Source organism: Barnesiella viscericola DSM 18177 (assembly GCF_000512915.1).
Taxonomy (GTDB): domain Bacteria; phylum Bacteroidota; class Bacteroidia; order Bacteroidales; family Barnesiellaceae; genus Barnesiella; species Barnesiella viscericola.
Map to the genome: position 1 here is coordinate 2011304 of NZ_CP007034.1, position 18719 is coordinate 2030022.

An 18719-nucleotide genomic window follows, 5' to 3' on the forward strand; every position below is an offset into this window, starting at 1 on the left:
AAAGAATAGGAGATTAAGTATATGGCTGTTACAATGGCTGAAATCAGCAAGCTGCGTAAACTTACCGGTGCCGGCATGATGGACTGCAAAAACGCATTGACCGAGACCAACGGTGATATCGAAGCTGCAAAAGAAATTATTCGTAAAAAGGGTCAGGCTGTCGCTGCCAAACGTGAAGATCGCGAAGCCTCCGAAGGTTGTGTACTGGCTGCTGCCAAAGGCGATTTCGCTGCTATCGTAGCCTTGAAGTGCGAAACCGACTTCGTAGCCAAGAACGAATCGTTCGTGGAATTGACTCGAAATATCCTCAACGCCGCTCTCGATGCCAAGGCTGCCAACATGGACGCTGTAAAGGCTTTGGAAATCAACGGTACTCCCGTTGCCAACCTGATTGTTGACGAAATCGGTAAAACCGGCGAAAAGATGGAACTCGGTTACTACGAGGCCATCACCGCTCCCTATACCACGGCATACGTTCATCCGGGTAACAAACTGGCCACTATCGTAGGTCTCAACTTGCCCGACACCGACTATCAGGTAGCTCACGACGTAGCCATGCAGGCTGCTGCCATGAGTCCTCTTGCCGTTAGTCGCGAAGATGTTCCTGCCGACGTCGTAGCCAAAGAGCTCGAAATTGCCAAGGAGAAAGCCCGTCAAGAGGGTAAGAAAGAGGAGATGCTCGACAAGATTGCCCAAGGCCGTCTGAACAAGTTCTATCAAGAAGTTTGTCTGCTCGAGCAAGCCTTCGTAAAAGAACCCAAAGAGAACATTCAACAATATCTCCACTCTCACAACAAAGATCTTACGGTTGTTGCTTTCAAACGTGTTACTTTGAACGAGGAGTAATCGAGAGATATTAATTGGAATAAAAGAAGCGCCGCATCAAGTGATGCGGCGCTTCTTTTATTTTATGCTTCTATGTTGAATCGAATGGTTCGAGTTACGACTGTTGTGCTTCGTCTTCGGAGTCTTGCGTTTTTTTAGGCACCCGGTGTATCTCCATGTAGTGACTGGGCGACATGCCGTAAAACTCTTTGAAACAGTTTGAAAAGTGCGAGAGGGAAGAGAATCCGGTCACATAAGATATTTCGGAGATGCTGAGATTCTTGCTTGCGAGCAACCATGCAGCATGGCGTAATCGAGTGATTCTGATGTAATCGCTGGGATTCTGTTGGGTCAATTGTTTGAGTTTCCGTTGCAGTTGAGAGCGACTGAGACCTATCTCTTGGCTGATTGTCTCGACCGATAGATCGGTCTCGGCCATCTTACTTTTTACAATCTTTTCGAGTTTCTCCAAGAACTTCTCGTCGGTCGATTTAAGTGAACTGATCTCTTCCTTGATGGTATTGCTTTTGCCCTCATACTTGTTTTTCATGACCCGGCGGACCTCGATAAGTTTCTGTATTCTTATTTTCAGATGCTCGATATTGAAAGGTTTGGGAATGTATGAATCGGCTCCCACTTTAAGACCTTCGATACGTTGCTCGATTGCAGTTTTGGCCGTGAGCATGATAACCGGGATATGGCTGGTTTGTTCGTTCTTTTTGATTTTGTCGCACATTTCGATACCGTCCATTTCGGGCATCATGATATCGGAGATGATGCAATCGGGCAATTCCTTGATGGTCATTTCCAGACCTTCTTTCCCGTTTTTCGCTTCAAAAATTTGATATTCGGGCGACAGGACCTTGTAGATGTAATCTTTTATCTCTTGATTGTCTTCAACGATGAGAAGTTTGGGCTTACGCTTGTTCTTGCCCGAGTTTGCAGGAAGAGCCTCGGCCGTCGATTCGGGCGATATCGAAGTTTGTACAAGGGTGGCCAGGTTTCTGTCGGAGTGTTCCAATTTCTTTTCTTCCGGTTTCAGGTAACTGTCGTCGAGAGGCAGAAGAATAACGAAGGTCGTACCGGGTTGATCGTTGTCCTCTACAAATATCTGGCCATGATGTATTTCCATAAGTTGTCGCGACAGATGCAAGCCTATGCCGGTACCCATTTTTACCTTGTTGTTTTCGTTGGGCACCTGGTAGAAGCGGTTGAATACCTTCTCCCTTAAATCTTTGGGTATTCCGCAGCCTGTGTCGGTAATGCGTATTCTGAGAAATGAGTCGTTGATATCGACCGACAGCTCTATTTCCCCGTTGGCCGGGGTATATTTAAAGGCATTCGACAGTACGTTGAATATGACCTTATCAAGTTTCTCCTGATCAATCCATACGGACGGCAGGTCGGGAGCTATGTGAAGGTCGAAGCCAATATTTTTCTCTTGGGCCAGATGGTTGAAAGAGACAATGATTTCGTGGATAAAGTCATTGATATCGGTTTGTTCGGCACATAATTTCACCTGTCCTTTATCGAGTTTTCGCATCTCCATTACCTGATTGACCAGTCGCAAGATGCGATGCCCGTTTTGATCGATGATTTTGTAAGTCGCTTTCAGGTCGGGATCTTTCGTGCTTTTAATGAGCTCTTCTATGGGAGTCAAGATAAGGGTGAGCGGTGTGCGTATTTCGTGCGATATATCGGTGAAGAATTGCAGTTGAGACTGCATGATGTTATTTTCATTCTGTTTCTTTTGATTTTCTTTCTTTTGGGCAATACGATGTTTGATGCTGATATACGTGCAGAAAGAGCCTACAATCAGAATCAGAAGATAGAGTATCTTGGCCCACCAGGAGAGCCATATCGGTGGCGTGATGACAATCTTGATTTTTCGATACAGTTCGGTCGTATTGGGTAGATTGGCTTTGATTTCCAGGGTATATTTCCCGGGTTTCAAATTGGTATAAGTAACCGTGTTACTCCCTTGTGGCAAGATGGTCCACTCTTTTTCAAACCCATTGAGACGGGCCTGGTAGATTACATTGTTGGGATTGTTGTATTCAAGTGCCGAGAAACTGATGGAGAAGTTTTTAATGTCGTGTGACAATACAATCTTGCGGGTGTAGTCGACAGTCTCTTTTAGTATTGATTTTGCCTTGTCGGGAATGACCGGCTTGTTATAGATGAACAGGTCGGTAAACACAAGATTGGATAGCCCATAACTGGGCTGATTCTCGAAGGGAAAGAAGAAGGTTATGCCGTTAATCCCGCCAAAGAAGATTTCACCGCTTTTGGATTGGAAATAGGAGCCTCGACGAAATTCATTGTTGATGAGTCCGTCGGAGGTATAGTAGTTGGTAAATTTTCCTGATTGCGGGTTGTAGTGTGATAGCCCATAGTAGGTACTAATCCACAAGTGTTTGTTCGAGTCTATGACAATTCCGCTGATGGCGGCATTGGCCAATCCGTCGTCTTCGGTATATTGTTGAGTCTGTCCGGTGGCCGAGTTGATGTAGTTGAGACCCCAGTTGGTACCGATCCACACACCTCCCCGGTGGTCGGTTTTCAAGGCAAAAATGTTGTTATTGCTCAGTTTGCCGTTCTCTGCCGTGTAGTCCTCAAAAGTCCCGGTTATCATGTCATATCGACTCACACCGGCAATACTTGTTCCAATCCATAGGTAATGTCCGTCTATGTCTATGGCATTGACCGAGTTGCTGAGAATCTGGTTCCCCGATTTCATCATGTCATAAAGCAGAAACTGGGTTTTCCCGGTAGCCGGATTATATTTGCACACACCGTGTTCATTGGTTCCTATCCAGAGGTTCCCATTGGAATCTTCGGTGATGGTGTTGACATGTTTTACTTCGGTATTGTTGCAATACAGATTTTTCTTGATAAAGCGATTGGACGCTTCGTCATACAGATAGAGCCCATACAAGAGGTACCTATCCAGATTCGGTTATGAGAATCTTCAAAAATCGACAAGACCACATCGGGGGCGAATTGAGGGTCTTTATAGTGTGCTTTGACTTTTCGGTCGGTATCCAGTTTGTAGATACCATCACCGTCGGTTCCTATCCAGATTTCGTGATTGTGGTCTTCCAGGATAGTGAGGCAACACTCGTTGCCAATATTCTTGTTGGTGTAGAACGGGTTGAAGCCGATGTTTTTGAATATCTTGTCTTTGAGTGGAATCATCAGTACCCCTTTTGGGTAGAGGGCTACCCAGATATTGTGTTGCTTGTCTTCAAAAATACTGTGGACTTTTGCCTCTCTCATATCGAGATTGATCAGTTCCGATTCATAGGTCGAGACCGTTTTGTCGCTGAAATTATAACATTTCAGTCCGTCGCCGTCGGTACCTATCCATAGATTCTTTTTGCTGTCGGTGTATAAAGTATAGGCTCTTTCAATCGAGGGGATATAGTTCCGTTGGAAAGAGCGGGTATTGTAATCAAAGGCATCGATGGTGCCATCGATAGTTGCTACCAGTATCTTGCCCGACGGTTCTTCTATGATAGAAAATATCTTGTTGCTCGACAGCGAGTTTTTATCGGCCGGGTCGCAGGCATAATTGTCGATTGTGTGGTTATCGATGTTCAAGACGCTTATACCGTTGTCTTGTGAGCCTATCCAGATGTTGCCGAAGCGGTCTTCGTAGATGGTATTTATCTTATTGCTGCATATATTGCTGTTGGTTTGCATGTAATACACGGCATTCATCGATTTTTCGTCGATGCGGATAACGCCCGCATGATTGGTCGATAGCCAGATGTGTCCGTTGCTGTCCTCGGTAATGCACTTGATGTAGTTGAAATTGGTGATATTGCGGTATGCGAGATTTACCTTCTGAAATTGTCCCGTTTCCCGGTTCAGAATCTGCACGCCGTCGGTAGTTCCTACCCAGAAATTCCCGCTACGGTCTTCCAAAACCGACAGGACTAAATTGCTAGCCAGTGAGGTGGAGTCGTTGGCTATGTGAGTAAAAACCTTGAATTTGATTCCGTCAAACAGGTTCAGTCCATTCTCGGTACAGATCCAGATGTATCCCTTACGGTCTTGATAGATATAGTTGACATGACTGTTGGAGAGTTGGTTGTTGGAGCCAAAGAATTTGTCGGTATTGGCTTGGCTTGTGAGCAAACAGCATAGAAGGCTCACAATAGATAAAAACAGTTTTTTGGCTCTCATATGGGTTAACATGGTTGTATTGAGGAATGGTGATGAATTCGGATTTTAAAACGATTTGAGGATCCCAAGAGGAGACAATAAGACGGAGCCTCGTTTGCTACACATGCAAAAATACAATTTATTTTTGAATAATATAGGGCAAAATTGCAAAGGCTACATATTGTCAAGCATATGCAACGTGCTTGCAATCGGTGCCCCGTTGGCAAAAAGAGTATTTTGAATCATGCAATTCGGGTAACGGGCTAATACCTAATTTTGTAACAGTTCTAAACAAAATTTTAATCGAAAAAATAATTGTATGGTACATCTCAGGAAACCGACCTTTTATCTTCTCTTCGTGCTGTTGATTTTATGTGCTTGTGATGAAAACAAGTGTGGGAGTAAGGCCCCGGATTGGATAGCTTCTGACATCAGCGCGTCGTCCGTACTTACCGAGTTGTGCCAGGAGTTGGCCTTGCGTATGGATTCGGGAATCATGTTGGGGCATGAAGAGTCGTTGGCCTATGGTAGCATGTGGTATAATCAGCCCGGGCGTTCCGATGTAAAGAGCGTTTGCGGCAACTATCCGGCAGTTGTCGACTGGTCTTTGGACGGGATAGAATCAGGTGCGAGTCTCAGCGCCGATTCGGTTCCGTTCGTTCGTATCAAGCAGTATGTAAAACAATTTTATGGACACGGTGGTGTAACTGTTTTTTCGTGGAATCCTTCTTGGCAGAGCTCCTTGTCGGGTAAAACCGATTCAATTTTGTCGGAACAGGAGTTTGTTCAGAGATATGGCAAAGGGTTGGATCGGGTTGCCGCCTTTCTGATGGACTTGCGCTCCGACTCGGGGAGCTATATTCCGGTGATTGTTCAGCTGTTCGACTGGACCGATTTGGAAAACGTCTGTTCTCCCGAGGCATATATTACCTTGTGGCGCAGGAGTGTCGATTATCTCAGGAATGACAAGAATGTACATCATGTGCTTTATGCCTATTCGCGAAATGCCGTGAAGACCGAGGAGGAGTTGACTCGTTATTATCCGGGCAATGCCTATGTCGATGTGGTGGGATTAAGTCTGTACCAGGACTTTGAAACCGACGCTTCGGGAGCTTTGTATGTTCAGCGATTGGAACAGGGCCTTTCGGCCGTTTGCCATTTCGCCCAAAAGAACAAGAAGTTCCCGGCTTTGACGGGAACGGGATTGAAAGGGGTAAAGATCTCGAATTTCTTCTCGGGAATCTTAGACCCGGTGATTTCCAGACATAAGATAAGTTATATTGTATTTGGGGCTAATATGTGGAATGAAGAGGAGAGCTACTATATCCCCATACCGGGACACCCGGCCAGCGAGGATTTCCTGAATTTTGTGCATAGTGAGCATATTATCATGTGTGACAATAAATTATAAATAGAATATGAAAAGAAAGATCGTACAGTTTTGTATCCTGTCGGCTTTTGCCGTGGGTAACCTGTGTTATGCGGTTGAGTCGGATACACGTCTTGAAGCACGCGTTGACTCGGTGTTGCGGTTGATGACCTTGACGGAGAAAATAGGGCAAATGAACCAGCTCTCCAACAAGGAGGAGCTTACCGGGCAACAACTCGAAGATTTCGATACCGAGGCTCTCGTGCGGGCCGGTAAGGTGGGTTCTCTGCTCAATGTGGCCGGAGCCGAAGAGACGCGCCGTTATCAGGAGATTGCGGTGAAGGATACCCGGCTGCATATACCGCTTGTGTTTGGGTTAGATGTCATACATGGATTCAGGACTATCTCGCCGGTACCGCTGGCCGAGAGTTGTTCCTGGAATATGGAGTTGATAGAACTATCGGCCCGTATTGCTGCCATAGAGGCTTCGGCTGCGGGGTTGCAGTGGACTTTTGCTCCGATGGTCGATATTGCCCATGATCCACGCTGGGGTCGTGTGATGGAGGGTGCCGGAGAAGATCCTTACCTGGGGGCGGCCGTTGCCGTGGCTCGCGTGAAAGGATTTCAAGGCGATGACCTTTCGGCCGAGAATACGATTGCGGCTTGTGCCAAACATTTTGCAGGCTATGGCGCCGTTGAAGGTGGCCGTGAATACAACACGGTCGACCTCTCGGCACAACGGCTTCGGGAGCTGTATCTCCCGCCGTTTGCTGCGGCGGCCGAGGCCGGAGTGGCCACCTTTATGAATGCCTTTAACGAGTTGATGGGAGTCCCGGCCACCGGCTCGACCTTTCTGGTACGGGATATTTTGAAAGGCGAGTGGAATTACGACGGCATGGTTGTCTCGGACTGGGGCTCTGTGGCCGAGATGGCTGTGCATGGGGTAGCCCGGGACAAATCGGAGGCCGCCCGATTGGCTGTGACTGCCGGGTGTGACATGGATATGGAGGGCTATTGCTATGTATCGGAGCTCGAAGATCTGGTGCGTCGTGGCGTCGTCTCCGAGTCGTTAATCGACGATGCGGTGCGGCGTATCTTGCGACTGAAATTCCGGTTGGGACTTTTTGACGATCCCTATCGCTATTGCAATGCCGAGCGGGAGAAACGTGAAACATTATCGGCCGAGAATCGAGAAGCCGTGCGGGCTGTCGCACGTGAATCAATCGTGCTGTTGGAGAATAGAGAGGGCGTGTTGCCTCTGGACGGCCGTTACAAGACTATCGGTCTTATAGGTCCGTTGGCCGATAACCCCGACGATATGTTGGGCTCGTGGTGTGCCTGGGGACAAGGTCGTGATGTGGTGGATATTCGGCAGGGTTTGGAACAGGCCGTTGGGAAATCGGCGGTTATACGTTATGCCAAAGGGTGTGAGATTGAAGGTGATGACCGCGGTGGTTTTGACGAGGCTGTCCGTTTGGCCCGTTCTTGCGATGTCGCCATTTTGTGCCTGGGCGAAAATCGGTTTATGAGCGGTGAGGGGGCCAGCCGCACCCGATTGACTTTGCCGGGAGTACAGCGGGAGCTCTTGCAAAAAATCAAGGAGACCGGTACCCCTGTCGTTTTGTTGCTGAGTAACGGCAGGCCGTTGGTTCTCGATTGGGAAAAGCAGAATATAGCTACGATCGTGGAGTGTTGGCAACTGGGCGTTGAGGCCGGTCATGCGATTGCCGATGTGCTTCTGGGCCGGTATAATCCTTCGGGAAAATTGACCATGTCGTTCCCTTACAACGAGGGACAAATCCCGGTTTATTATAACTGTAAGAGTACCGGTCGTCCCTATGTGCCGGGCGAACGGTATGTAACCCACTATCAGGATTGCCCGAATGAACCGTTATACGCTTTTGGTTACGGGCTCAGCTATACCCGGTTTGAATATGGCGATATCGAGCTCGACAAGGATACTCTTTCCGAAGGGGATACTTTGCGGGTTGTCATACCGGTAACCAATGTCGGCGACTACGACGGACAAGAGGTTGTACAACTCTATATTCGTGATGTCTGTTCACGAATTACCCGTCCCGAGAAAGAGTTGAAGGGATTTCGAAAGATAGCCTTGAAGAAGGGCGAAACCCAGTCGGTTGTATTTCATCTGTCTCTGGCCGATTTGGAATATGTGTTGGCTGATGGCCGACGTGTGTGGGATCCCGGCATGTTCGAACTCTTTGTGGGGGGTAGCTCTACTGATGTGAAGCGAGCCGAGTTTATGTTGAAATAAAAGAAATCTCAAAGTTTCGAAACCTTGGCCCGCAATATGGCGAGGTGCAAGTAAGATTGGAAAATCGAAAATATCCGGTTGATAGACTGGATTTGTATCATCTGGTAGATAGAGGCTCCCTTTTCCATGTTGCATGGGAGAGGGAGTTCTCTTTATGCAGAGCCTAAAAAATACGGGAGGGGGTAGATATCACATCTACCCCCTCCCGTATATTAGAGTTGATATTGAATTTATGGACGTACAATTTTGAACGTCTGTGAATTGATTTTTACGATGTATATTCCTGCGGGGAGTGTGCTCAGGTCTATGGCCGGTTCTGTTGTCGATAATACCAGGCTTCCCATGATATTAAACAGTTGGGCAGACGTCGACAATTCACCCGACAGATACAGGATATTCCCGTTGATTGACCAGGTGACCGACGGGGTGCTTGACACTTCGATGCCGGTCGATATGGAGAATGTTATCTCTAACGCGATGTCGTCGGTTCCTACGGCAATCGTATATTGGTTTTCGCTCTCCTGATCGGGGCTGACAGGCTCTCCGTTGAGCGAAACCGTAGCCTCTTTGTCGGTCGACAGGGTGATGCTTTCACCTTCGTAAACCTCGATGGTTACCCCGTTTTTGATGGGAGTATCGGGCGATACCAGTCCGTCGCCGGTCAGTTCAACCAAGCCGTCACCTTGAATCGAGAGCGTCACGTTATGGGTGAGATAGCCCAGATTCATTCCGGCTGTGGTCCAGACCGAATGGTTGTCGGCATATTTTTTGAGAACCTTTACCGTCGTATTGGAGATGGCGGTAGCGGTACCAAACGAGCGGTCGCCGAGTTTGGGTGCATTCTCTCCGCGATAGACAAACGTCCGTTCAGGATTCCCTTCGGCATAGAAGGCCAGGTTGCCTATGTTGGATACACTTTCCGGGAAGGTAAGGTTGGTAATGCCGGTACGGTCGAATGCTCTCTCTTTGATTTCGGTAGTACCCTCGGGCAGTTGCTGAATGGTTACACCTGTGCAGAATTCAAAAGCCCGGGTCCCTATACCGGTTAATTGTTCGGGCAGTTGGGCAATCGTGATGGACGTACACTTTGAAAATCCCGACTGACCTACTCGTGTAAGGCTTTCGGGGAGTGATTCCAGTTGGAGCTTCGAACAGTTCTGGAAAGCGTAGTCGTCGATATTCTCGACCGTTCCCCAGGCGATGGTTTCCAGTTTGGAACAGTTGGCAAATGCATATTGCCCGATAATGGTGAGGGTGGTGGGAACCGATACGGTTTTCAGCCCCTTCATATTTTGACACAATTTGTTGGTGAGCCGGTTGTCGGCAAAGGTGACACCGGTCAGGTCCAGAGATTCGAGCGTGGTGGCGAATGTCTTTCTCAGATAAGAAGCATCGGTATCGTCAAGCGTTTCGCCCGAGATGGTCAGTTGGGTAATCGTTGCGGGATCGGCACCATCGAGAGCCGCTACTATTTCTGATTCCAGGGCTCCTGCGGTTGTGTGTGATATCGACAGGGATTGTGCCGAGATACTCCCGGCACAAAGGAATAGGCATAGGGCGGAGGTAATACAAATAGAGTTCAGTTTTTTCATGATAAAGGAATTTTATAAAAATGAGGAATAGAAGGAATCCTCGCAAGGAGGGTATTCCTTCTATTCACAGGATAAGATTTAGAACAAAATAACCTTTTGAGATTCGGTGCGGTTTCCATCGTTGGCCGAGAAGATGAGCACACCGTTGGGAATTTCCAATTCAGATTTGTTGATAACCAACTCATCTTGCAGCGATGCGTTGTAGATGCAGCGACCGTCGAGCAGGAATACCGACAGGTTCAGCGAGCTATCGGTCAGGTTGCGCACGACAGCTTCATTACCGTTGCGCGAGAGAGCAAACATGCTTTGGCTGTCTATCGTGGCACCGAGGATACCCGATGTGCTTCCATATTCAAACGAACCGATGTCTTTGGTGCCATTCGTGGCAAGTCCACGGATATCGGCAGCCGGAATGAGTTCCTTGTCGAAACCTTCGACGCCAACCGTGCTGGACAGACCTTTGTCGATGAGGATACTCGATGCATCGGTGATGGGCAGATAGGTCACGTAATTGTCGTCTTGCATGCGAGGGGTCAATCCCAGTTGCGTCAGTTCGACAGCATCGAGTACGACGTTGCCATATTTCTCTTTCTCGCCGTTCAAGGAAGGATCGTCCATGTTTTTCCCCAGTCCGCCTACGAATACGTTGTTATAGGCAATGAGGGGATCGCGTTCGCCGCAGACATTCGACGACATGATGGTGAAGTCCTGGTTGTTGTAGAAGATGTTGTTGACCAAACGGTAGGGGGTATCGTAGAAGAAGGGTATGGCGATGGCTTTGGTCTTGTAGAAGGTATTGTTGACCAGGTTCATTTCAAAGTCATCACGCACGTTGTTGATGTAGATATCCGATGCGGCCGGTCTTACACTGGGGCTGTCGCCCGGTTCGTTATCCTTGAACACGCAGTTGGTCAGCTCGAAATAGTTGACGTTGGAGTAGAATTCGGTATAATCCGAACCGCGATAGGCGTGGTGGAAGCCGATGATGTCGCCTTTGGCATCGTTCTTGGAAATGTTGTTGGTGAAAGCCGTGTTTCTGATGATGAGAGCACCCGGCTCGTCGGCATTGTTGGGTAGACCGCAGTGATAGATGATGGCAGCACCGCCGTAGCCGCCGAAGATACGGTTTTCGTGGAATACGCAGTTGGTAATCGTCACGTTCTTGCCCCGGCTGGCGATGGCACCGCCACTGTTGTTGGCTTCGTTGTTGATGAACGTGCAGCTGTCTACCAGCAGTTCGTTCCCCTCGAAGAAGATGGCACCGCCGGGAATGCCGTCGCGTGTACAACCGTTTTTCAAGATGAGGCCCGAGACGGTAGCATCGGTATTGGTGCCGATGGTGATTACCCGGTCGCCGAGGAAGGCCTGGTCGCCCGATTTCAGGGTGGTGTTGTTGCCTTTGAGCGTCACATTTTTGTTCGATCCGATGATAATGGCGTCAGGACCCAGAACGTCGAACGTGGCATTGGCTTCCAGATGAATGGTTGTAGGGGTGTTGTCTTCGAGCTTTTCGACAGCAGCCTGAACTGTTTTTAATGCGGTTTCGACCGATGTGCCGGCAGCTTTGTCATCGCCATTGGGCGACACATAGTAATCGGCTGCAAAAGTCTGGGGTACGACAATCCCCAAAGCCGATACCAAGAGTAGAGAAATGTTCCTTTTCATAGGAGTAAAATTTAAAAGTTAATAATAATTTGTTCTGTTTTTGAGATGAAGAGTTATTGATACACTCTGATGTAATCGATAATATATTCCTGAGGGAGAATATCGGTGTCGATTCCTTTCAATCCGCCCCAGCCTCCGCCGAAGGCAAGGTTGAGAATCAGGTAGAAGGGCTGGTCGAAGGGCCATGACTCCCAGCTGGCGTCGGGTGCTTTCTCGACTACGAATCTTTTGCGACCGTCAAGATACCATTCCAGGCGATCTTCGTGCCATTCAAGCCCGTAGACGTGAAAATCGGTATAGCACGTAGGGCAGAAGGCATTGGAGCCTTTCCCGTTTTTCTTCGTGTGGTTGTAGGCTTCGGTATGGATTGCATAGTTGATTCGTTCGGGGTCGTAGCCTACATGTTCCATGATGTCTATCTCGCCGCTTTTGGGCCAACCTCCATATGTGTTTTTCAGCGGCATCATCCAAATGGCAGGCCAGGTTCCCAGGCAGAGGGGTAGTTTGGCCCGCACCTCGATTTTTCCGTAGGTGAGGGAGAATGTCTTTTTGGTGTGCATGCTGGCCGAGGTAATGGGGCGCACGGCTCCATCAATGACGGCGCTGTCGTTCCGTACGACCAGGTGTAGGCACCCCTCTTTTTGATAGGCGTTTTCAATTCGGTCGGCGGTGTAATACTGTTTCTCGTGGTTGCGCAGGTATCCCACCTCAAAATCCCATTTGGTTTTGTCGGGCAACCCTTCCCCGTCAAACTCGTCGTGGAAGACGAGTCGGGTATATGGCCCCTTGCTGGGAGTCTCGGCTTGGATAAGATTGGTGGCAAAGAGCCACACGAGCAATGTATATAAGACTTTTGTTTTCATGGTGCGATATTATTGGAAGATGCGTACATAGTCAACTTGATAGTCGGTAGGCAGAATACCCACGTCGAATCCGTCCTGACCGCCCCAGCCTCCGCCGAAGGCAAAGTTGAGAATCAGGTAGAACGGTTGGTCGAAGGGCCAGTCGCCCCAGTTTGTCTTGGGGTTCAAGGTACGGTAGTACATGCGGCCGTCAATATACCATTCCATGCGGTCTTCGTGCCATTCAAAGGCGATGATGTGCCAATCCTCTACATTCTCGACCGATTTGTTGGAACCTTTGTCTCCACTGTAAAAGTGGGTGGCACAGTTGTATTTGTCGGCGGTGTTGCCAATGTACTCCATGATGTCTATCTCGCCGCTCCGGGGCCAGTAGCCATAGGTGTTTTCCGAGGGCATCATCCAGATGGCCGACCAGGTACCGCTGCCCAGAGGCACTTTAAGCCGCGCCTCTACCCGGCAATAGGTCCAGTCGTGTTTCCCTTCGGTGGTGATACTGCCCGAGGTGATGTAGTATTTCTTGCCGTCGGTGATATTTTCGTTCAGGATTTCGCCCTGTTCGTTCTTTATTGTATCTTCGTTGATACATCTGATGTGCAGGACTCCATCTTTTTGGAATACATTCTCTACCCGCTTCTCGGTATAGTATTGCATTTCGTGATTGCGCAGGTAGCCTACCTCGTAGCCCCATTTCGACTCGTCGGGCAGTCCTGTTCCGTTGAATTCGTCCTGGAATACCAGTTTGGTATATCCTTCGGGTATCTCGACCACTTGCAGATTGCCCAGATCGTCGACCGTGAGCTGATAGTTTTTCCCGCCCTCGGTAAAGTTCTGTAATCCCCCGGAGAGGTCGGCATATTGAGCGTAGGGTACACTCAGCAGCTCTTGCCGACCCATGAGGGTGTAGCCCGAGCCCTGATTAACCTCGACCTGTATGGAGGTTGACGGGTGGCTCCAATCGATCGATTGGAAATCGCCGAGAAGAGATTGGCCACTGCCTATTTCGACGGCGAACTGTCCCGAGGCACTGGTCGTTGTCTCGTGCTCTTCTTGGTAGACGGGCGATGCTTCGTCGCCTTGATAGATGGAGAAACGTATGCTTATCTCTCGATTGTTGATGGTCGAGCCTATGTCATCGCGCAATACGGCTTGATAGGGAAATCCGCTCTGTCCGTAACAGAAGACCGACAGGATAGACAAGAGTCCGATGGTTAAGAGTATACGAGTATTCATGGTTCGTGGTTATTGTTTAATGAGTTGTATGGACGACCGCCCTTTTGAGGTGGTAATCGTGAGGATATAATATCCGGGAGCCAAAAAGCCTGTCTCGATATATTCGCCCGGTGTGGCCGACAGTTCGCCCGAGGCGAGCGATTTGCCCAGCATGTTGTAGATGGTCCAGACTCCGGGTTCATCGGTCTCGACAAAAGCCTGTTCTTGCACCGGGTTCGGGTAGACTTGCAGGGTTTGCGAGAGAGTCGGTTGTCCTGTAATTCCCGAGGGTATGATATATTCGGGTTGCAGGAAGCCTTGGGTCACATACAGGTTGGCATTCTCGTTTGACAAGGTGGCTACCAGAGGCTCGCCAATATTCCAAACGGTTTCGTTGTCCGACGAGCCTGCGGTCGAAATCGATATATGTTGGGCGCTCAGCGAGAGAGGTACCGCTAATAATAAGATGCTCAGTTTTTTCATTGTTTCGGCGTTTTTTGAAATTCGACAGGGTGATTATTCGGCTGTGATTTCTTGGGTAGAAAGAGCACCGTTGTCGTCGATTATCAAGGCGAATTTCTTTCCCGAGGCCGAGGTCAGGGTAATCTTGCCGGCCAGATTGGCATATTTGGCATAAGGTACACTCATGAGTTGTTGTGTGCCGGTAGAGACGAATCCGGCTCCCTTGTCGATTTGAGTCTCTATGAAGAAGGTTCCTTTTCCCCATTCAATGGCGGCAAAGGTCCCGGTTTCGGGGGTGCCTTTCCCTACTTGCAGGGCTATCAGTCCAAAATTGTTTGTTCGGGTCGAGTGGGTTTCGGCATACACGGTTGTGCCGGTAGCACTCTTTTCGTGGATAACCAGTCGCACGGTGACATCGGCATTGTTCAGTGTTGCATTGTTGTCCGATACGACTGCCTGGTATTGGAACGAGTCGGGAGCCTGAGCCTGGCTATTGAGGAAAAAAGCGGCAAACAAGCATAAAGCGAAGATTTTCTTTTTCATGATAATGAGAATTAATATTATCGGGTTAAGACAAATTTCAACAATACAAATTTATCTCTTTTGGAGGAGAGGGGCTTGTGGCCTATATTCCTATATTTTAGGATTTGCCGCGATGGGTTTCGATGGCGTTGCATTTGATTGCTCCCTTGTCGCGTGTTTGAATGGAGTGGGAGTGAATGGGGTGTTGATACCCCGTTTTGGAGGTATTGCCATAGGTCGCTTTTGGAGGAATTGGATTGATGCCGGGTTGAGATGAGGAGGACAGACGGTCGATTTGATATCAATCCGGGGGGTAAGCCGTGCTGGGGAAATCACGAAATAGCAGCCGTTAAAGGACTTCTGTATGGCCGATTTGGCGAGGAGGCTACAATTCCTAAAAACGATGCAACGTGGTAAAAAGCGGGGGAAGCATACGCTCAATAAATCGTCGGCTGGCTACAAATCGTTTGGGATATTTCATGGTATTTTTGAATCGTGAAAAACCGATGAAAAATAGTGAAATTATTTTACCGTACGTGAAAAACAACATAACGCTTAATTCTAAAAAATATGAATGTAATCTCTGTAAACAGTTTCCGAAGAAGAAAGGCCCTGTATGGTTTGGGGTTGCTGTTCTTCTTTTTGATGTGTCCGACTCTTGTGTCGGCACAGCAAGTGATCGCAATCAGCGGAGTGGTGAGCTCCGAGGAAGGACCATTGGCCGGGGCCGTTGTCAAGGAAAAAGGAACATCAAAAGCTACGGCGACCGACATAGATGGGCATTATGCCATGTCGGTGCATGACGATGCTATCCTGGTCGTCTCTTATGTAGGATACGAGACTCGCGAAATAGCCGTGAATGGGAAATCGACGGTCGATATCGAACTGACCGAAAATGCCAATATGCTCGATGAGGTTGTTGCCATCGGTTATGGCGTGCAACAGAAGAAACTGGTCACGGGAGCTACCGTTCAGGTCAAGGGCGATGTGTTGGCCCAACAAAATACGGTGAGTCCGTTGAGCGGATTGCAGGGATTCACGCCGGGTGTAAGTATCGTAAAAAACAACGGAAAACCGGGCGAGGGTTATAATGTGCTCATTCGTGGTGCCGGTACCATGCACGATGCCGAGCCTTTATATATTATTGATGGACAACCTGGCGATTTGAATGCATTGAACCCGTCGGATATAGAAACAATCGACATCTTGAAAGATGCGGCTTCGGCGGCTATCTATGGTGCCCGGGCTGCCAATGGTGTCATACTGGTGACGACCAAGCAGGCCCAGAAGGGGAAAGTGAGTATTACATATGACGGATTCGTGGGCATTCAGAATTTTAGGAACAACGTGAAGACAACCGGGGCTCGCGACTATCTGATGCTGTTGCAGGAGGCCGGTCTCATTACCGAAGCCGACCTGACCACCGACAGAATACCGATGCTGGATAAGATTAACAGCGGCGAGTGGGACGGGACCAACTGGTTGGACGAAATGACTCAAAAGAATGCGCCGATTCACAATCATGCCGTGAATATCAACAAGGGAACCGACAGTTCGGCCTTTACGCTGGGATTCTCCTATACCTCGCAGAAACCTACGGTTGCCGTTCCCGACGATGAGGTCGGTTCGGGATTTGACCGGTATACCGTTCGGTTGAATTCGGACCATACCTTGATTCGGGTGAAAGATCTGGACGTGTTGAAGGTGGGTGAGACCTTGACCATGGTATTCTCTGACAAGCGTGGCCTTGACCAGGCTACTGGGCAGACAACCTGGAACGATTTCAGAAATGCGTTCAAGGCCAGTCCTCTTTTCCCGGCGTATGACGAGGAAGGCAATTTCGGCGAACCGGTAAAAATCAATAAAGATGAGTTTAACCCGGTGGCCAAGATGTACTATAACAGTGCCATGAAACAGAGTCGCAACTACTCGGTGAATGGCAACTTCTACCTGCTCTTTGAGCCGATAAAGAATTTGAAGTGGCGGAACAATTTCGGTATAAGATACAGCAGTTGGTCTTATCGGGGATATGTCCCTGCCTATGACTTGAACGGCAGTACCGAGGTGAAGTACCGCAATACCGTTACACAACAGGGCGGTATGGGCCTTGGTTGGCAGTTTGAGAGCGTACTCTCGTATGATTTTGCCGTAGGCGAGGGGCACTCCTTCTCGGCTTTGTTGGGTACGACAATCGATAAATCGGGTATGGGTGAGAATTTCTCGGGCTCGAACGAAGATGCCGAGTTCGATGATTTCTTCCATGCCTATCTGGGAAATGTAAAGACCATAGAGAAAGGCCGTACTACGCTTTCGGGGTCGGCTTGGGGTATATCGACCTTGGCCTCTTTCTTTGGACGAGTAAACTATAACTATCAAAATCGTTACATGGCAACCGCCATTCTCCGGGCCGACGGCTCTTCCAATTTTGCAAGAGGGCATCGCTGGGGTTATTTCCCTTCGATATCGGCCGGTTGGAACGTGACCGAAGAGGCCTTCATGGAAGATGCCAAGTCGGTGCTCAACTATTTGAAGATTAGGGCCAGCTGGGGTGAGAACGGTAATAACAAGCTGGATCCGTTCCGGTACCTGGGTACCATGACCCTGGCCAATTCGCAAAATGCAGCCTATTACTATTTTGGCGATAAAAGCGGTACTCCCTACATCGGTTCGTTTATCGAGTACAACTCGAACAAGGAGTTGAGTTGGGAAACTTCCCGGCAGACCGATATCGGTTTCGATATGATGCTGGCCGGCAACCGCTTGGGTGTTAACTTTGACTGGTACCACAAGAAGACCGTCGATTGGCTGGTACAGACCAACTCGCTGGGTATATGGGGAACAACCAGTGGTCCGTGGGTAAACGGTGGTGATATTGTCAATAAGGGCGTTGAGTTGCAGGTAAGTTGGAACGACCGGGTAGGCGATTTCAGCTATGGAATCTCGGCCAATATGGGATATAACCGGAACGAGGTAGTGAGAATTGCCAATGAAGACCAGTATATCGACGGTGCAGAGAATATTCTGGGCAGTGGTACGGGCAGTTTCTATCGTGCCGAGGTAGGCATGCCGTTGGGCTACTTCTATGGTTACCGTCACGATGGTATCTTCCAGAATCAGGAAGAGATTGATAACTACATTTCACCCGTTACGGGCCAGCCCATCATGCCCGATGCCAAACCTGGCGATGTGCGGTTCAAGGATTTGGACAACGACGGATCGATTACGACCGAGGACCGCGAGATGATTGGTGACCCGAACCCCGATTTCAATTTTGGCGTGAACCTCAACTTGTCGTATAAGGCTCTTGATTTCTCAGTTTCGGGTTATGGGGTAGCCGGGAACCAGATTATCAAGTCTTATCGGGTAAATTCTGTATTGAATACCAGCAACTATACCGAAGACATGTTGGGCCGTTGGCATGGCGAGGGTACCTCAAACTGGTTGCCCAGTCTCAACGGAACGGCAACCAACTGGCAATATGTATCTGATTTGTATGTCGAGAATGGTGACTATTTCAGAATTACCAACATCGCGTTGGGATTTGATTTCAAGAAAGTATTCCGTCATATCCCGTTGCAGAAACTGAGAGTCTACGTCTCGGGACAGAACTTGTTCACCTTTACGAAATACACCGGATTGGATCCCGAGGTATCGGCCTATACCGGTGCCGAGTCTTGGGCAAGAGGTATCGACCTGGGTAATTATCCTACGGGATACTCCTTCATGTTTGGCGTAAATATTCATTATTGAGAATCACATTATGACTT

12 protein-coding genes are annotated in these 18719 nt (G+C 48.7%); 4 read left to right on the forward strand and 8 right to left on the reverse strand.

The features are described 5' to 3' along the window. Positions 1–21: 21 nt before the first annotated feature. Entirely contained in the window at positions 22–846 is an 825-nt protein-coding gene (tsf, locus tag BARVI_RS08215) for a translation elongation factor Ts (protein WP_025278766.1), read from the forward strand. A 94-nt stretch (positions 847–940) separates the two neighbouring features. Here tsf and BARVI_RS08220 read toward each other — a convergent pair whose 3' ends face one another. Both BARVI_RS08220 and BARVI_RS08225 read right to left on the reverse strand, forming a co-directional pair. After that, entirely contained in the window at positions 941–3763 is a 2823-nt protein-coding gene (locus BARVI_RS08220) for a hybrid sensor histidine kinase/response regulator transcription factor (RefSeq protein ID WP_025278767.1), read from the reverse strand. After that, complete coding sequence (locus BARVI_RS08225; RefSeq protein ID WP_025278768.1) at positions 3685–4968, reverse strand: ligand-binding sensor domain-containing protein; 1284 nt, start codon at positions 4966–4968, stop codon at positions 3685–3687. The genes BARVI_RS08220 and BARVI_RS08225 overlap by 79 nt, the downstream gene beginning before the upstream one ends. 346 nt (positions 4969–5314) lie before the next feature. On the opposite strand from BARVI_RS08225, the gene BARVI_RS08230 reads away from it, so the two are divergent. Next, positions 5315–6406, forward strand: a complete 1092-nt coding sequence (locus BARVI_RS08230) for a glycoside hydrolase family 26 protein (RefSeq protein ID WP_025278769.1) — start codon at positions 5315–5317, stop codon at positions 6404–6406. Between the two features lie 7 nt (positions 6407–6413). Continuing rightward, positions 6414–8639 (forward strand): glycoside hydrolase family 3 N-terminal domain-containing protein, encoded by a 2226-nt coding sequence (locus tag BARVI_RS08235; protein WP_025278770.1) that lies wholly within the window; start codon positions 6414–6416, stop codon positions 8637–8639. A 230-nt stretch (positions 8640–8869) separates the two neighbouring features. Here BARVI_RS08235 and BARVI_RS08240 read toward each other — a convergent pair whose 3' ends face one another. The 6 genes from BARVI_RS08240 to BARVI_RS08265 all read right to left on the reverse strand — a co-directional run bounded on the left by BARVI_RS08240 (position 8870) and on the right by BARVI_RS08265 (position 14973). Continuing rightward, entirely contained in the window at positions 8870–10231 is a 1362-nt protein-coding gene (locus BARVI_RS08240) for a leucine-rich repeat protein (RefSeq protein ID WP_025278771.1), read from the reverse strand. Between the two features lie 78 nt (positions 10232–10309). Next, complete coding sequence (locus BARVI_RS08245) at positions 10310–11896, reverse strand: RNA-binding protein (RefSeq protein ID WP_157232569.1); 1587 nt, start codon at positions 11894–11896, stop codon at positions 10310–10312. Between the two features lie 53 nt (positions 11897–11949). After that, positions 11950–12759: a glycoside hydrolase family 16 protein gene (locus BARVI_RS08250; protein ID WP_025278773.1), complete on the reverse strand. Its 810-nt coding sequence runs from the start codon at positions 12757–12759 to the stop codon at positions 11950–11952. 9 nt (positions 12760–12768) lie between these two features. After that, positions 12769–13989 (reverse strand): glycoside hydrolase family 16 protein, encoded by a 1221-nt coding sequence (locus BARVI_RS12990; RefSeq protein WP_025278774.1) that lies wholly within the window; start codon positions 13987–13989, stop codon positions 12769–12771. Between the two features lie 9 nt (positions 13990–13998). Continuing rightward, a complete protein-coding gene (locus BARVI_RS08260; protein WP_025278775.1) occupies positions 13999–14451 on the reverse strand; it encodes a T9SS type A sorting domain-containing protein in 453 nt (150 codons plus the stop codon). Positions 14452–14484: 33 nt separating this feature from the next. Then, the gene (locus BARVI_RS08265; protein WP_157232570.1) at positions 14485–14973 is read right to left on the reverse strand and encodes a hypothetical protein; all 489 of its coding nucleotides are present in this window, start codon (positions 14971–14973) and stop codon (positions 14485–14487) included. Positions 14974–15522: 549 nt separating this feature from the next. Here BARVI_RS08265 and BARVI_RS08270 point away from each other — a divergent pair. Further along, positions 15523–18702 carry a SusC/RagA family TonB-linked outer membrane protein gene (locus BARVI_RS08270; protein ID WP_084547024.1) on the forward strand — a complete coding sequence of 1060 codons (3180 nt, stop codon included), beginning with the start codon at positions 15523–15525 and terminating at the stop codon, positions 18700–18702. Positions 18703–18719: the final 17 nt, after the last annotated feature.

Bases quoted from the DNA above. Each gene is read 5' to 3' on its own strand.
- tsf (WP_025278766.1), top strand. From the start codon at position 22: ATGGCTGTTACAATGGCTGAAATCAGCAAGCTGCGTAAACTTACCGGT.
- BARVI_RS08230 (WP_025278769.1), top strand. From the start codon at position 5,315: ATGGTACATCTCAGGAAACCGACCTTTTATCTTCTCTTCGTGCTGTTG.
- BARVI_RS08235 (WP_025278770.1), top strand. From the start codon at position 6,414: ATGAAAAGAAAGATCGTACAGTTTTGTATCCTGTCGGCTTTTGCCGTG.
- BARVI_RS08240 (WP_025278771.1), bottom strand. From the start codon at position 10,231: ATGAAAAAACTGAACTCTATTTGTATTACCTCCGCCCTATGCCTATTC.
- BARVI_RS08245 (WP_157232569.1), bottom strand. From the start codon at position 11,896: ATGAAAAGGAACATTTCTCTACTCTTGGTATCGGCTTTGGGGATTGTC.
- BARVI_RS08250 (WP_025278773.1), bottom strand. From the start codon at position 12,759: ATGAAAACAAAAGTCTTATATACATTGCTCGTGTGGCTCTTTGCCACC.
- BARVI_RS12990 (WP_025278774.1), bottom strand. From the start codon at position 13,989: ATGAATACTCGTATACTCTTAACCATCGGACTCTTGTCTATCCTGTCG.
- BARVI_RS08260 (WP_025278775.1), bottom strand. From the start codon at position 14,451: ATGAAAAAACTGAGCATCTTATTATTAGCGGTACCTCTCTCGCTGAGC.
- BARVI_RS08265 (WP_157232570.1), bottom strand. From the start codon at position 14,973: ATGAAAAAGAAAATCTTCGCTTTATGCTTGTTTGCCGCTTTTTTCCTC.
- BARVI_RS08270 (WP_084547024.1), top strand. From the start codon at position 15,523: ATGAATGTAATCTCTGTAAACAGTTTCCGAAGAAGAAAGGCCCTGTAT.